We start from the raw sequence: 15,130 nt of genomic DNA on the forward strand, positions 1-15,130 counted from the left end.
CGCGCGTGCACGCGACATCGCGTCGCGCCATTGCTGGGGCAGACCGGTCACGCGATGCCGTCGTCGCGCGGCACCGCGGATTGCCGGCTCTGGCGAACCGCTAATTGCCGTCGGTCGGCATCACCGGCATGGCACCAACGGGCACCTGAGGATTGGTGTCGTCGAGCAGATAGTCCGGCAACTGCTCGTCGCCCGGGCTCATGCGGTCGCCGAAGATCTGGTACGCGCGGCGCTGTGACCACGCATCGCGAACCAGGCTGTAGTCGTCCTCGGCGCCCTCGCGCAGGCTGTCGGTGGAAAGCAGCTGCGCGCGCACGTCGACCAGTTGCACGCCCTGCAACGGAATGCGGATGCGATCGGCCTCGACCTGGCGCAGCGGGCTCAACGGCGCATCACCGAACATGCCCAGGCTGTCGCGCAGCGTGCGCGGTCCGAACAGCGGCAGCTCGACGTAGCGCGAGCGTTTCCAGCCCCACACGCCCAGCGTCTGGCCGAAGTCTTCGCTCTTGTTGGGCAACTGGGCATCGCTGGCCGGATCGAAAATGCCGCCGATGCCGAGCGTGCTGTTCAACGCAAATCGCCCCAGCGACTGGGCGGCCTGCTTCGGCCGGCCCTGCAGCAGCGCGTTGACGGCCGATACCGGCTGGCCGAGGTTGTTGAAGAAGTTGCCGACACCCAGCCGGATCGGTCGCGGAACCACGCGCACGTAGGCGCGTGCCAGCGGACGTGCGACCCGGCGATCGACCGCGTTGTTGATGCGGTGCATGCGCCGGTTGTAGCGCTCCCACGGATCGTAGGTGCCCGGCAGAACGGCCGGTTCGGGCAGGGTCGGGTCGGCGACGGGGTTGTAGCCTTCCTGGTCGACTGGCGCGGCGGAGCTGGTGGTTGCGTCCTGCGGTTGCTCGGCCTCGACGGGCGGCTGGGCATCGGCCACCGCGGGCGTGCCGGCGTCGGCCGGCTCGCACGGCACGGCAACGCCGTTGGCGTCCAGCCTGATGCACGCGGCGGCCGGCGCATCGGCCACCGGCGTGCCTTGCGGATTCTGGGCGGCGTCGACCGGGCCGGACTCGGCGTCGGCACCGGACTCGGCGGTGCTGGCTTCGACGGTGCTGGCTTCGGCAGCGCGTGATTCGACGGTCGTGGACGGCGCGTCGGCAACCGGGGCATTTTCGCCAGCCGGCGCCGCCATCTCCGAATCGGGCGCCACGGGTGACATCTCGACCGGCGCGGACACGTCGGCCGACGCGATCGGCTCGGCCGCCGCATCGGCGGCAACCGCTGCCGTCGGTTGCGCAGCCGCAACGGGCTGGTCTGCTTCCGCCGCGATCACCGGCGGTGCCAACAGGGCCAGCGCGAGGAGACTCGCAGTCGCAAACTTGGGGCAACGGCGCGCTGCGTGCCAGAGGGCAGCGCGCGACGACGGATCGGGGGAGGTTCCGGGAATGCGCATGGGGGCAGTCTAGTGGGCTGGATTGGCGACGGCCACGCCGCACGCGACCGGCGTCGCATGACGGTCGGTCGCCGAGGGCAGGCGGATGGCGACGCGCAGGTCGCGTTGAATGTTCACGGCGGTTCCTTCCGCGCGCGGATGCCCGGCCAGCCTCAGCTGGCGAAGCCCAGCGCGTCGTCGAGGCGGTAGGCGGCGCGCAGGGAGGCCAGGCCGGTCGGCTCGCCGGTCACGATGGTGCCGGGATGGCGCGCGGCCAGCTCGGCAACCAGCGCCAGGCCGGCGCTGTCGACGCGTTCGACGTCGTCCAGCGCGATCACGCGGGCGCCCGCGAGCAGCGGCTGCGCCTGCTTCCACAACGCCGCGCAGGCGGCGCGGTCGAGCGTGCCGGTGAACACCAGCCGCTCGCCGTCGCGGCGCAGGGTGGCGGCCATGTTCAGTTGCTGCTGCCGCCGGCTTGCAGGCGACCGGCCTGCAGGTCGGCAGCCACGGCGGCGATCGACTTGCGCTTGAGCGGGCCATCGAACTGGCTGCGGAACGTCGACACGAAGCTGACGCCCTCGACCATCACGTCGAACACCTTCCACTGGTTGCCCACCTTGTGCATGAGGTAATCAACCGGGATCGGCTCGCCGCCTTGGCGCACCATCTCCGAGGACACCTTCATGATCGCGCCGCCCCGCAGCGGCGACTCGGACTTCACGCGCACCTGCAGGCGGGTGTTGAAATCCAGCAGCGAGGAACCGTAGCGCTGCATGAGGTTTTCGCTGAGCGCGATGGCGAACTTCTGCACGTCGGCATCGGCGGCACCGCGGCCGTGCACGCCCAGCACCAGGCGTGCGGCGTAGTCGCGGTCGAACATGTTGTTGAACTCGCCCGAGACAAAGCGACTAAGCGCGGCGCGGTCGCGGGTGAACTCGGCGCGACGCGATTCCAGGGTGCTGAGGATGCGGGTGCTGTTGGTCAGCACCAGCTGGCTCGGCGAGCCCGCGCGAGCGGCGCTGGCCGGTGCGGCCTGGGCCAGGACGGTGGCCGGCGCGCCGGTCAGCAGGGCCGAGGCGATGACGATGGCGAGGAAAGTGCGCTTCATGGGGTGGACTCGTCTTTGGGGGCGGCGGCTTCGCCCTGGAGGTAATCCGGCACGCCGGCGTCGGCGTCTGCGGGGGCACTATCGCCGCCCGGTTTGCCACCGCCGCTGAACATGTACTTGCCGACCAGCTGGATCAGGTCGACGGCCGGCTGGGTGAGGAAGATCTCGTCGCCGGGCTTGAGCGGGGTCGGATCGCCGCCCGGCGCCAGCGCGATGAAGCTTTCGCCGAGCAGGCCGGCGGTCAGGATGCTGGCCGAGGTGTCGGCCGGCAGGTCCTTGTAGCGGTTGTCGATGGCCAGGGTGACCACCGAGTCGAACTTGACCGGGTCCAGGCGGATGTCCTCGATGCGGCCGATCGCGACGCCGCCGATCTTGACCGGAGCACTCGCGCGCAGACCGCCGATGGTGGTGAAACGCGCGGTCAGCGGGTACGTGCCACTGCCGAATCCCCACTTGGCGTTGGTGGATGCGAACGCCAGCACCAGCAGCGAGGCCAGCGAGAGCAACAGGAACGCGCCGACGGCGAATTCGATACGGGGGCTACGTGCACTCATGGTGTCTGGATCCGGTCGGTGGCCCGCGCGCCTGACGGTGCACGGGATGGTTCGGTGTTTCCCCGCGACGTGGCGCGCGGGTCGGTGCGAAGCGGGCGCATCATCGGAACAGCAGCGCCGACATCACGAAATTGAGCATCAGCATCAGCAGCGAGGCGTTGACCACGGCCTTGGTGGTCGCCACCGACGTGCCCTCGATGGTCGGCTCGGCGTGGAAGCCCACGTAGGACGCAACCAGCGCCGCGGTGCCGCCGAACACGGCCGACTTCATCAGCGCCACGCAGAAGTCGTCGACGAAGTCGACGCTGTCGCGCAGCACCGGCCAGAAGTAGCCCGGGTCCAGTCCGATCACGTGCACCGCCTCGAAGTAGCTGGCGCTGATCGCGAAGCTGCAAAACAGCCCGGTCAGCAGCGGCACGCAGATCACCGCGGCCCAGAAGCGCGGCACCACCGCCTTCTTGACCGGATCGATCGCCATCAGCCCGAGTGCGGTGACCTGGTCGGTGGCGCGCATCAGGCCCAGCTCGGCCGCGATCGACGAACCGGCGCGGCCGATGAACAGCAGCGCGGTCAGCACCGGACCCAGCTCGCGGTACAGCGACAGGCCCAGCAGCGTGGCCAGCGAATTGCTGGCGCCGAATTTCTCGAACGCCCGGTAGCCCTGCAACGTCAGCACCAGGCCGACGAACGCGCCGCCGACGGCGATGATGGGCAGCGAGCGGCCGCCGATCTTGTAGATCTCGCGCACGAGTTCGCGGAAGAAGTCCGCGTCGGGCTTCGACGCGCGCAGCACCGACAAGGTGAACAGGCCAGCACGACCGAGCGAGCGGGTAGCAGCGACGAAGGGCATCAGATGACTCCCGCCGGTGCATTCCCGGTGAGCGCGGAATCGGCGAAGCGTGGCGCGGCATCGAAATGGATCGGGCCGTCCGGTTCGCCGCGCAGGAATTGCCGCACCAGCGGATCGGTGCTGGTCTCCAGCTCGGCGGGTGAGCCCGAGAACACGATCGCGCCGTTGGCGATCACGACCGCATGGTCGGCGACCGGCAGGGTTTCGTGGACGTGGTGGGTAACGATGATGCTGGTCAGGCCCAGGGTGTCGTTGAGCCGGCGCACCAGGTCCATGACCACGCCGCTGGCGATGGGGTCCAGACCGGTCAGCGGCTCGTCGTAGATCATCAACGGTGGATCGAGCGCGAGCGCGCGGGCCAGCGCGACACGACGCGCCATGCCGCCGGACAACTCGCGCGGAAACGCGTCGGCGGCGGCGCGCAGGCCGACCGCGTGCAACTTCATGCGCACCAGCCGGGCGATCACGGCGGCCGGCAGGTCGGTGTGCGCGCGCAGCGGCAGGGCGACGTTCTCGGCGGCCGTGAGATCGGTCAGCAGGCCGTTGCCCTGCAGCAGCACGCCGATGCCCTTGCGCAACTCCAGCAGTGCGCGCTTGGCCTGCGGGACCACCTGGCCGAGCACTTCGACGGTGCCGGCGGCGGGCGCCAACTCGCCGGTCAATGCCGCAAGCAGGGTCGACTTGCCACTGCCGGAGGGCCCGAGCACCGCGATGACCTGCCCGCGCGGCACGCTGAGGTTGATGTCGCGCAGCACCGTGCGCCCACCCCGGTCGAGGCGGACGTCGGTCAGTCGGACAATGGGCGTGGCGTCGGTCATCCGGTCTCGATTCATGGCGCCAAATGGCGCAAAGCGGCGGCAGCTTGGCGGTGCTGGCCTGAACGGGCTTGTAGCGGCCGCGCATTGTCGCAGAGTCGGCCGCGGGGCTCGCGATGGGGCCTTCGGGCGGCCTGGCACGTGTCGCCGCGCACCGGCCCGGGTGGGGCGGGCTGCCGCCGCGTGGGCGGCGCGGTATTCGCGACCGGCGCGCACCCGGTCGCCGCGAACGGGTTGTTGCGAGTTCGCCCGGCCCGAGGCCGCTCCCGAGCCTCGCCGCGCGTTTCCTACGCAGCGTCGCGGGCTTGCCCGACACGCACAAGCACTCCCGCGTCTCACCGCCTGCGACGCGCTCGGTCACAATGGTGCACATGCCTGCGCACCCGGACTTCCGCCTCTACCACTCCAATTCATTGGAAGTGCTGGCGGGGCTGCTGGCCGACGAACTGCGCAGCCCCGCGCCCGGGCAGGCACTGCTGGCGCCGGACCTGGTGCTCATCCCGCAGGTGGCGATGCGCCGCTGGTTGCAGGCCACGCTCGCGCAGCAGCACGGCATCGCGGCCAATCTGGAGTTCCTGACGCCCGGCGAGTTCGTGCAGCGCGCGCTGGACGCCAATGTCGCCGGACGCGACGAGGACCTCGATGCGCAGGCCTTGCAGTGGCGCCTTTACGCGGCCCTGACCGACCCCGCCGTGCTGCGCGATCCGGCGCTGCGGCCGCTGCGCGGCTACCTCGGCGGCAACGGCGATCCGCTCAAGCCCTGGTCGCTGGCGGCCGAGCTGTCCTCGGTGTACGAGAAGTACCAGGCCTGGCGCCGCGACTGGCTGCTCGGCTGGGAGGCCGGGCAAGGCCCGCGCGACCCGCAGGCGGCGCTGTGGCGTCGCGTCGCCGGTGGTGGCCGGCACCGCGCCCGGCGCATCGACGACTACCTGCGCGGCCACGCCGACGATACGGCGCCGCTGCCGCGCGGTCTGCCGTCCCGGCTGTTCGCCTTCGCCACCCTCAACGTGTCCCCCGACGTCCTGCGCGTGATTGCCACCCAGGCGCGCGTGGGCGTGTTGCACTTCTACCTGCCCACCCCCACCCGCTCCTACTGGGGCGATCTGCAGACACTGGGCGAGCGGTTGCGCCATGAGGCCGCCGACCCGTTTGCCTCCGCCGACGGGGAGAACCCGTTGCTGCAGGGCTGGGGCGCGTCCGGCCGCGACTTCATGGCCGTGCTGGGCAGCTACGAGGTGGTGCACCCGTCGGGCGAGATCGCTGCCTACGACGACCCCGAGCAGCGTGAGGGCGGCCTGCCGCTGGCGCAGGGCGGGCTCGCCGACAGCCTGCTCAAGCGCCTGCAGTGCGACCTGTTCCATCGCCGGCCCGCGCCTGACGTGCCCCCGCTTGACCACGTCGACCGCCACGACCCCAGCCTGCAGGTGCATGCCTGCCACACCCGCCTGCGCGAGATGCAGGTGCTGCACGACCGGTTGCGCGGTCTGCTCGAACCCGACTCACCGGAAGGCCGCCGGTTCGACCCGCCGTTGCAGGCGCGCGAAATCGCCGTGCTGGCGCCCGACATCGATCCGTACGTTCCCTACATCGACGCGGTGTTCGGCGCGCTCGCCGGCGGTCCGGACTTCATCCCGTACGCGCTGGCCGACACCAGCCCGCTGGCGGGCGAGCCGCTGGCCGAGGTGTTCCTGCGCCTGCTTGCGCTGCCGGTGTCGCGCTTCGGCCTCAACGAGATCCTCGACCTGCTCGCCAGCCCGCCGATCCTGGCCGCCGCACACCTCACCGGTTCCGACCTCGAGCGACTGCACGCCTGGTTGCGCGTTGCCGGCGCGCGCTGGGGCATCGACGCCGGTCAGCGCGCGCGCCACCAGGCGCCGCGCGACGATGCCTACACCTGGGTTTTCGCGCTGGACCGCCTGCTGCTCGGTCACGCCAGCGGCGACGACGGCGACATCGCCGGCGTTGCGCCATGGCCGGACCTCGAGGGCGGCGGGCTTGCCGCGCTCGACACGCTGATCCGCTTGTTGCGCGTGCTGGCGCGGTACGAACGCGCCTTCGGTGAAGCCATGCCCGCCGCGCAGTGGCGCGAACGCCTGCTTGGGCTGCTCGACGCGCTGTTGCCGCAACCGCCGCAGGACCCCGCCGACCAGCGCGCACTGGAGCGCCTGCGTGGCCACATCGACGGCTTCGCCGATGCCGCGCGGCGGGCCGGTTTCGAGGGCCCGGTGCCATCGGACGTGGTGCGCGCGCACTTCGGGGCGCAACTGGCCGAGGCGGACACGCGCGCGCCGCTGCTGACCGGCGGCATCAGTTTCGGGCGCATGGTGCCACTGCGGCTGCTGCCGTTCCGGGTGATCTGCGTGCTCGGCATGAACGATGGCGACTACCCGCGCCGCGATCCCGCCGCCGGCCTCAACCAGCTGACCGCCGAACTGGGCACTGACCGCCGCCGCCACGGCGACCGCTCGTTGCGCGACGACGACCGCTTCCTGTTCCTGCAACTGTTCGCGTCGGCTACGGACGTGTTCTATCTCAGCTACCTCGGCGCCGACCCGCGCGACGGCAGTACGCGCCAGCCTTCGTTGCTGGTGACCGAGCTGCTCGACGTCGCCAGTCGCCACCACGTCGATGCCGACGCCGCCCGTCGCGCCCTGGTTGTGCATCACCCGTTGCAACCGTTTGCCGCGGCCGCGTTCGGCGCCGGCGACGGCCAGGACGGCGACGAGCCGCGCCGCTTCAGCTACCGCGGAGAATGGCACCCGGCGGCCAACCGCACGGGCGCTCCCCGCCGCGAACTTGGCCGCTGGCTGGACGCGCCGTTGCCGGCCGTGGAGGCCGCCGCGACGGTGTCGCTGACCGAGCTGCGCGGCTTCCTGCGCGACCCCGCCGACGCGTTCCTGCGCCAGCGCCTGGCCATCCGTCTGCCCGAGACCGCTGACGCGGTCGACGACTGCGATCCGCTCGCCCCGCCCCCCCGGGGGCTGCAGCGCTGGCAGCTGCAGCAGGCAGTGTTCGATGCCTGCGTGGAAGGCGTGCACGGCGACCTGCACCGCCGCCTGCGCGCCCGTGCACTGCTGCCATCCGGGCCGCTGGGCGAGCGCCAGCTCAGCGGCCTGCTCGCGCAGGTGCAGCCGTATGCCGACGCGTTCGTGCACTGGCGCGGCGATGACGCGCCGACATCGCAGGCATTCGATCTCGACGTCGACGGCGTTCGCTTGCACGGCCGCATCGAGCAGCTGTATCGCAACGGCCTGGCGCGCTTCCGCTTCGACACCCTGCACGGCCCCGCGCAGATCACGCACGGCCTCGACTGGCTGGTGCTGGCCGCGCTCGGCGACGGCCGCGCCCTGGCGCAGTTCTGCGACACCGGTCGCGGGCCGGGCCCGCTGCTGCGCCCGACGGGCATGGCCACGGCTCCGCGCGAGGCGCTGGCCGCGCTGCTGCGCCTGCGCGCACGTGGCCTGTGCGAGCCGCTGCCATTCGCCCCGCGCGCCGGCTGGCTCTGGTACGACGGCCAGGCGCGGATTGCCGCGGGCGAACAACCCCGCGCCAACAGCAGCACTCCCTGGCAGCGCGCGCACGACCAGTGGCACGCCGAGCGCGGCTTCAGCGAAGGCGGCACCGACAGCGCGCGGCTGGCCTTGCGCGGTCGCAATCCGTTCGACGATGCCGAACTGGGCGAAGACTTCCGCGCAATCGCCCGCATCGTGTTCGACGCGGTGGTGCACGGCCGCGACGGAGAGGCCGCATGAACCTCGCCGCCGCACCGCTCGACCCCGCCGATGCCTACCTCGACATAGCGCTCGACGGCGTGCAGCTGATCGAGGCCAGCGCCGGCACGGGCAAGACCTTCACCTTGGCCACCCTGGTCACCCGCCTGGTGGTGGAGCGCGGGCTGCGGCTGGGCGAGATCCTCGCGGTGACCTTCACCGAGGCCGCCACCCAGGAGCTGCGCGCCCGCCTGCGCAAGCGCCTCGTGCTGGCCGCAGACATTGCCGGGCGGCTGGTCGCCAATCCCGATGACGATGGCGATCCCGTCGCCGTCGCTGCCGACGACCCCGAAACCACGCTGACCGCGCAGATCATCCGCCGCCAGTTGCTGCGCGAGGACGGCGCCAGCCTGCGCGCGCGGTTGCGTCGCGCCGAACACGAGATCGACCTGGCCGCGACGTTCACCATCCACGGCTTCTGCGCTCGCGTGCTGACCGAGCACACCCTGCAGACCGGCCAGGCGTTCGCACCGCCCACCCTGGTCGGCAGCGAGCGCGACCTGCACGACGAACTCGCCGCCGATCTGTGGCGCACGCACGGCGCGCAGGCCCACGAAGCCGACCTGCTGCACGTGCTGTGGAGCGGTCCGGACGCGCTGGCACAGGATCTGGGCGCCCTGATGCGGGCGGCAAGGTTGCTGCCGGCGCGACCTGTCGACAGCCCCGATCCGCGATCCGGACTGCAGCAGTCGTTCGAGAATCTGCTCGATGCGCACGCTCGCCATGGCGAACAGGCACGCACCGATCTCGACGGCGCCATCGCCGCCAAGCACATCGACGGCCGCAAGGCGCGCCCGGCCAGTTACGACAAGGCCTGGGACGCGCTTGCGACCGGCCTGCGCAACGGCCGTCTGGCGCACGACGACGATCACCTCGACAAGCTGACCCCGGTGCGGCTTCGCGAGTGCGCCAAGGCCGGCAGCGAGGAACGCTTGCCCCACTCGCCATTGTTCGATGCGCTGGCGCAATGGCTCCAGGCCGACCGCTTGCACCGGCAATGGCTGGCCGAGCAGGCGCTGCGGTTGCTGCATCACATCCGCCAGGACGCCTCGCTGCGCCTGGCCGAACTCAAGCGCAGTCGCCGGCTGCAAAGCTACGACGATCTCATCGACGGCGTCGCCGACGCGCTTTGTGGCCCGCACGGCGACGATCTCGCGCGACAGCTGCGTGCCCAGTACGCGATCGCGCTGGTCGACGAATTCCAGGACACCGATACGCGCCAGTGGGCGATCTTCCGCCGCGTGTTCGGCCACGACGGCGACCGTGCCACGGACGCCGATCTTGCGGCGCTGTCGGCCGAGCAGCGCGACGCGATCGATCATGACCCGACGGTGGCCGTGGCCACCCGCGGCGCCGACCCGTCACCCGGCCACGCCACACCGGCACGGTCATCGCCTGCCAGCGACGCCGTGGACGCCACGCACCTGGGCGCCGCGCACGATCACGACACGCACGAGCGCGGTGCCGATGCCGACGCCGGCACGATGCAGTCGAACCCGACGCAGTCGAAGGCCGCCGGCCGCGATGCCAACGCGCCACCGGCCCTGTTCCTGATTGGCGACCCCAAGCAGGCGATCTACGGTTTCCGCGGCGGCGACGTGCACACCTACCTCGCCGCACGGGCCACCGCGCGCATCGCCCCACCGCTGGCGCACAACTTCCGCTCCCGTCCCAGCGTGCTGAGGGCCATCCAGGCGCTGTACGAGCAGGCGGGCCCGGCGGCGTTCGTCGACGAGCGCATCGGCTTCCGCGCGGTCGAGCCCGGCGCGGGAACCAGCGACGCGGACTACCAGCGCGACGGCCAACCCGCGCCGGCCCTCGTGTTGCGGGTGTTGCCCGGTCCCGGCGGCGGGCGCAGCGGCAAGTCCTGGAGCGCACCGGAGTCGCGTGACCACGCCACCGCCGCGTGCGTGGCCGAAATCCACGCCGTGCTCGGCGACGCGCGTGCCGGGCGCGCGCTCATCGGCGCCAAACCGGTGCAACCGGCCGACATCGCGGTGCTGGTGCGCAGCCACAGCGAGGCCGCGCGCGTGCAGGCTGCGCTGGTCGCGGCCGGCGTGCCTGCCGTGGCGGCCGGCAAACAAAGCCTCTTTGCCTCCGATCAGGCCGGCGAAGCGCTCGCCGTGCTCGAGGCGCTGCTGCAACCGGCCGACGAAGGCCGCCTGCGCGCGGCGCTGTCCACGGTACTGCTCGGCGTCGACGCCGCCGGCATCGACCGGCTCGATCACGACGACGACGCCCGCCGCGCGCGTCAGCTGCAGGTGTTGGCATGGCGCGAACGCTGGCAGCGACACGGGCCCCTCGCCCTGCTGTCGGATCTGTGCGCGACCAACGCCGAGCGCCTGCTCGACCTGCTCGATGGCGAGCGCCGGCTGACCAATCTCATGCAACTGGGCGAACTGCTGCAGCAAGCCGCTGCGCGGGCGCTGGGCATGCCCGGCCAGGTCGACTGGCTGCGCGGTCGCATCGCCGAAGCCGATCCCAACGACGAACAGCAACTGCTGCGGCTGGAATCGGACGCGCGACGCGTGCAGATCCTGACCCTGCACAAGAGCAAGGGCCTGGAGTTCGGTCTGGTGTTCCTGCCGTTCGTGGGCATCGGCCGGAGGGACGAGAAGCCATCGCGGCAATGCCAGCTGCCGGGCGAGGACGGCCGGGTGCTGCACTGGAAGCTGGGCCGCGACGACGACTCGTCCCGCTGGTCCGAGGCTGTCGCGGCCAGTGAACGTGAGCAGCGCGCCGAGGACGCGCGCCTGCTCTACGTCGGGCTGACCCGCGCACGCCACGCGCTGTGGCTGGCGCATGGGCCGCTGTTCCGTGCCGAGGGCACCGCGCTGGCACCGATGCTCGCCGGGCTGGATGGCCTGCGCGGCGATGCCGACATCGTCATCGACGAAAGCCCGCTGCCGGGCCCGTTGCCGGCCCTGCCCCCACCGCCAGCCGAGCCGGTGCCCAACGCACGCCAAGCGCGCCGCGTGCTGCCGCGGGACTGGTGGGTGTACAGCTTCACCCAACTCAGCCAGGCCCATTCCGGCGATCCCGGCGACGGCGGTGCCACCACCGCCGCGGCCCTGGCCGGTGAGCGCCGCGCCGACGACGAACCCGAACTGGCGGCCCTGGCCGGCGCCGCTGTCGGCGCGGGTGCGACGAGTGCAGGTGCGGGCGCCACCACCGAAGACGCCGGCGCGCCCGACACCTTCGACCGCCGCTTCGGCGGCAGCCGGTTTGGCAACGTGCTGCACGATGCGCTCGAGCATGTCGACTTCGCGGCCTGGCGACATTGGCGCGGTGGCGCCGCGCCCGCCGGCGAGCACGAACCGCTGCGTGCCGCCCTGCGCGCCGGCGGTTACGCCGACGCCGACCTCGACGATGGTGTCGCCGAACTCACCCACCTGGTGGGCCAGACCCTGACGGTCGAGCTGCCCGAAGGCGGGCGCCTGTGCGAGCTGCCGGGCGACGCCCGCCGCGCCGAACTCGAATTCCATTTCGCCCTGCAGCCGACCTCGGTCGATGCCCTGCTGGCGCTGCTGCACGCCCACGGCGTGCTGCGCGAGCGCCAGGCGTTCGGTGCGCGGCATCGTCTGGAAGGCCTGATGACGGGCAAGATCGACCTGACCTACGCCAACGGCGGGCGCTGGTACGTACTGGACTACAAGTCCAATCGCCTGCCCGCCTACGACGCGGCCAGCCTTGCCAGCGCGATGGCACACAGCGAGTACGACCTGCAGGCGCTGATCTATACCGTCGCACTGCACCGCTGGCTGCGGTTCCGCCTTGGCGACGCCTACGACTACGCGCGCGATTTCGGCGGGGTGCGTTACCTGTTCTGTCGTGGCCTGGATGCGGGCAGCGGCTCGGCCGCCGGCGTCCACGCCGACACGCCGGCGGTCGAACTCATCGACGCCCTCGACAACCTGTTTGCCGGTCGTGGCAGCAGCGGCCCGCACGCGCCGCGCGGTGGTGACGCATGAGCCTGCTCGATTCCCTGTTCCGCAGCGGTGCACTGCGCGCTCTCGACCACGCCCTCGCACAGGCACTGCGCCGGCTCGACCCGGCCACGCCGGACGCCGTGCTGGCCGGCGCGGCGCTGGCATCGCTTGCGGTGGGCAGCGGGCACGCCGCGTTCGATCCCGCACGACCGTGGCTCCTGCTCGACGGCACGATCGAGTGGCCGCAGGCGCAGCCGTGGCTCGACTCGCTGTCCGCCTCGCGTTGGGTCACTTTGCCGGCGAAGTCGGACACCGCCGCCACCGATGCGCCGCTGGTGCTCGACGGCGGCCTGCTGTACCTGCGCCGCTATCGCGAGTACGAACGACGTCTCGCCGCACGCCTGCAGGGCATCGCCGCGCACCCGCCTGCCGCCGGGGCAACCACCTCGGGCGACGTTGCCGCGCTGGCGCCGCTGTTCGCCGCGCTGTTTCCGCAGGCACACCAGGGCGACGATCGCCAGGCACGCGTCGCGGCGCTCGCGCTGCGACGGTCGCTGCTGCTGGTGACCGGCGGCCCCGGCACCGGCAAGACCACCACGATCACGCGCCTGCTGGTGCTGCTGGTCGCGCAGGCCCGACTCGCCGGCGCCGCGCCGCCACGTATCGCGCTGGCCGCCCCCACCGGCCGCGCCGCCGAACGCATGGCCGGTAGTCTGCGCAACGCCCTCGCGCAGCTGCGCGACCTGCCCGGCGTCGACCGGGCGCTGTGCGACGAGTTGCCTGCCTCGGCCAGCACCCTGCACCGTCTGCTTGGCACCCTTCCGGACAGCCCGCGCTTCCGTCACGACGCCGCCCACCCCTTGCCGGTCGACGTGGTCATCGTCGACGAAGCCTCGATGGTCGACCTGCCGTTGATGTGCAAGCTGGTGGAGGCAGTGCCCGACGGCGCGCGCCTGGTGCTGCTCGGCGACCCGGACCAGCTGCCGTCGGTCGAGGCGGGCGACGTGCTGGCCGGCATCCTCGCGGCTGCCGGCGCCGGTGACGCGTTGTCTGTGGACGATGCCCACGCGCTGGCGGCGCTGATCGGCGAGCCAGCGAAAGTGGCCGGCGACGCTGGCAGTGGCCCTGCGGCGCTTGCCGGTCATCGCGTGCAACTGCAGCGGGGTTATCGCCAGGCCGAGGTCTTCCATCTGGCGCCGTTGGCCAATGCCGTGCGCGACGGTGACGCCGACCGCACCCTGGCGCTGCTGCGCGGTGGCGAACTGGCCGGCGTGCACTTCCATGAGGACCTTGCCGACCCACTCGACGACCACCGCGACGTCCTGCTGGGGCACTGGCGCGAACTGGCGGCCGCCGCCACGCCGGCCGACGCCCTGGCGCGCGCCGGCGAGCTGCGCCTGCTGACCGCCTTGCGCGACGGGCCGCAGGGCGCACGCGGCCTCAACGCGCGCATCGAAGACGCACTGCTGGGCCGAACGCGCGGCAACGGGACGCCGTTCCATGGCCGCTTGCTGCAAATCACCGAGAACAGCTACCGCCATCGCCTGTTCAACGGCGACATCGGCATCTGCCTGCGCGACGGCAACGGCGCACTGGTGGCGTGGTTCGCCGACGGCAGCGAGGCCGGCGTGCGTGGCTTCCATCCGGCCGCGCTGCCCGCGCACGAAGGCGCGTTCGTCACCACTGTGCACAAGGCGCAGGGCTCGGAGTTCGACGCGGTCTGGCTGCAGCTGCCGCGACAGGACAGCCGGGTGCTGTCGCGCGAGTTGGTCTATACCGCGCTGACCCGCGCACGCCGCGAGCTGCACGTGTGCGCCAGCGAGGCCGTGCTGCGTGCCGCGCTGTCGCGTCACGCGCAGCGCGTGTCCGGCCTGGCGCGCCGATTGGCGTGAGCATCGCGGACAGCGCCCGGTAGCACCCGTCGAACGGACTGTTGCGTTTGTGGCCGCAGCGGCAGGTCGTGCGGCGCGTCGTAGAATGGCCGCCCCCACGACGCCACGAGACCAGGCCCATGGCCGACTCAGACAAGCCGACCCGCGAGCAGGCCGAGGCCGCAGTCCGCACCCTGCTCAGCTGGGCCGGCGACGATCCCGCCCGCGAGGGCCTGCTCGACACCCCCAAGCGCGTCGCCAAGGCGTACCGCGACTGGTTCAGCGGTTATGCCGACGACCCCGCCGAGTACCTCCAGCGCACCTTCAAGGAAGTCGAGGGTTACGACGAGATGATCGTGTTGCGCGACATCGAGTTCGAGAGCCATTGCGAGCACCACATGGCGCCGATCATCGGCAAGGCGCACGTGGGTTACCTGCCCGACGGCAAGGTGGTCGGCATCAGCAAGCTCGCGCGAGTGGTCGAAACCTACGCACGCCGCCTGCAGGTGCAGGAAAAGATGACCGCGCAGATCGCCCAGGTGATCCAGGACGTGCTGCAGCCACGCGGCGTCGGCGTCGTGGTCGAGGGCGCACACGAGTGCATGACCACCCGCGGTGTGCACAAGCGCGGCGTCAGCATGATCACCTCCAAGATGCTCGGCAGCTTCCGCGAAGACGCCCGCACGCGCGCCGAGTTCCTGCGCTTCATCGATGTGGGGCCGGGCCGCTGAGCCCGTTGCCGAGTCAAACCTGACGGCGGACGCCCCGGTTCTGTGTGGGGCGCCATGCTCAAGGCGGCCGCTC

10 protein-coding genes are annotated in these 15,130 nt (G+C 71.7%); 4 read left to right on the top strand and 6 right to left on the bottom strand.

Annotation, left to right across the window (positions count from 1 at the left end; translation table 11 throughout):
• Positions 1 to 100 precede the first annotated feature (100 nt).
• The 6 genes from EER27_RS09620 to EER27_RS09645 form a co-directional block, all read right to left on the bottom strand.
• Positions 101 to 1,216, bottom strand: a complete 1,116-nt coding sequence (locus tag EER27_RS09620; RefSeq protein WP_425480835.1) for an MlaA family lipoprotein — start codon at positions 1,214 to 1,216, stop codon at positions 101 to 103.
• Between the two features lie 386 nt (positions 1,217 to 1,602).
• Positions 1,603 to 1,881 carry an STAS domain-containing protein gene (locus EER27_RS09625; RefSeq protein WP_123087897.1) on the bottom strand — a complete coding sequence of 93 codons (279 nt, stop codon included), beginning with the start codon at positions 1,879 to 1,881 and terminating at the stop codon, positions 1,603 to 1,605.
• Between the two features lie 2 nt (positions 1,882 to 1,883).
• Entirely contained in the window at positions 1,884 to 2,537 is a 654-nt protein-coding gene (locus EER27_RS09630) for an MlaC/ttg2D family ABC transporter substrate-binding protein (RefSeq protein WP_123087898.1), read from the bottom strand.
• Entirely contained in the window at positions 2,534 to 3,091 is a 558-nt protein-coding gene (gene mlaD, locus EER27_RS09635; protein ID WP_123087899.1) for an outer membrane lipid asymmetry maintenance protein MlaD, read from the bottom strand. Before mlaD ends, EER27_RS09630 begins: the two co-directional genes overlap by 4 nt.
• A 100-nt stretch (positions 3,092 to 3,191) precedes the next feature.
• The gene (locus EER27_RS09640; RefSeq protein ID WP_123087900.1) at positions 3,192 to 3,941 is read right to left on the bottom strand and encodes an MlaE family lipid ABC transporter permease subunit; all 750 of its coding nucleotides are present in this window, start codon (positions 3,939 to 3,941) and stop codon (positions 3,192 to 3,194) included.
• Positions 3,941 to 4,759 carry an ABC transporter ATP-binding protein gene (locus EER27_RS09645; RefSeq protein ID WP_123087901.1) on the bottom strand — a complete coding sequence of 273 codons (819 nt, stop codon included), beginning with the start codon at positions 4,757 to 4,759 and terminating at the stop codon, positions 3,941 to 3,943. Before EER27_RS09645 ends, EER27_RS09640 begins: the two co-directional genes overlap by 1 nt.
• A gap of 368 nt (positions 4,760 to 5,127) precedes the next feature.
• Here EER27_RS09645 and recC point away from each other — a divergent pair, with 368 nt between their 5' ends.
• From recC to folE, 4 genes are all read left to right on the top strand, one after another.
• Positions 5,128 to 8,508, top strand: coding sequence for an exodeoxyribonuclease V subunit gamma (gene recC / locus EER27_RS09650; RefSeq protein WP_123087902.1), 3,381 nt, complete (start codon positions 5,128 to 5,130; stop codon positions 8,506 to 8,508).
• Positions 8,505 to 12,497, top strand: a complete 3,993-nt coding sequence (locus EER27_RS09655) for a UvrD-helicase domain-containing protein (protein WP_123087903.1) — start codon at positions 8,505 to 8,507, stop codon at positions 12,495 to 12,497. The genes recC and EER27_RS09655 overlap by 4 nt, the downstream gene beginning before the upstream one ends.
• Entirely contained in the window at positions 12,494 to 14,347 is a 1,854-nt protein-coding gene (gene recD / locus EER27_RS09660; RefSeq protein ID WP_123087904.1) for an exodeoxyribonuclease V subunit alpha, read from the top strand. The genes EER27_RS09655 and recD overlap by 4 nt, the downstream gene beginning before the upstream one ends.
• A gap of 119 nt (positions 14,348 to 14,466) precedes the next feature.
• Positions 14,467 to 15,057 (top strand): GTP cyclohydrolase I FolE, encoded by a 591-nt coding sequence (folE, locus tag EER27_RS09665; protein ID WP_123087905.1) that lies wholly within the window; start codon positions 14,467 to 14,469, stop codon positions 15,055 to 15,057.
• Positions 15,058 to 15,130 lie beyond the last annotated feature (73 nt).

It is taken from the genome of Montanilutibacter psychrotolerans (assembly GCF_003719825.1).
GTDB classification, from domain to species: Bacteria; Pseudomonadota; Gammaproteobacteria; order Xanthomonadales; family Xanthomonadaceae; genus Montanilutibacter; species Montanilutibacter psychrotolerans.

Coding starts and splice junctions, on each gene's coding strand:
- EER27_RS09640 (WP_123087900.1), bottom strand. CDS start 3,941: ATGCCCTTCGTCGCTGCTACCCGCTCGCTCGGTCGTGCTGGCCTGTTC.
- EER27_RS09625 (WP_123087897.1), bottom strand. CDS start 1,881: ATGGCCGCCACCCTGCGCCGCGACGGCGAGCGGCTGGTGTTCACCGGC.
- folE (WP_123087905.1), top strand. CDS start 14,467: ATGGCCGACTCAGACAAGCCGACCCGCGAGCAGGCCGAGGCCGCAGTC.
- mlaD (WP_123087899.1), bottom strand. CDS start 3,091: ATGAGTGCACGTAGCCCCCGTATCGAATTCGCCGTCGGCGCGTTCCTG.
- recD (WP_123087904.1), top strand. CDS start 12,494: ATGAGCCTGCTCGATTCCCTGTTCCGCAGCGGTGCACTGCGCGCTCTC.
- EER27_RS09655 (WP_123087903.1), top strand. CDS start 8,505: ATGAACCTCGCCGCCGCACCGCTCGACCCCGCCGATGCCTACCTCGAC.
- recC (WP_123087902.1), top strand. CDS start 5,128: ATGCCTGCGCACCCGGACTTCCGCCTCTACCACTCCAATTCATTGGAA.
- EER27_RS09620 (WP_425480835.1), bottom strand. CDS start 1,216: ATGTCACCCGTGGCGCCCGATTCGGAGATGGCGGCGCCGGCTGGCGAA.
- EER27_RS09630 (WP_123087898.1), bottom strand. CDS start 2,537: ATGAAGCGCACTTTCCTCGCCATCGTCATCGCCTCGGCCCTGCTGACC.
- EER27_RS09645 (WP_123087901.1), bottom strand. CDS start 4,759: ATGACCGACGCCACGCCCATTGTCCGACTGACCGACGTCCGCCTCGAC.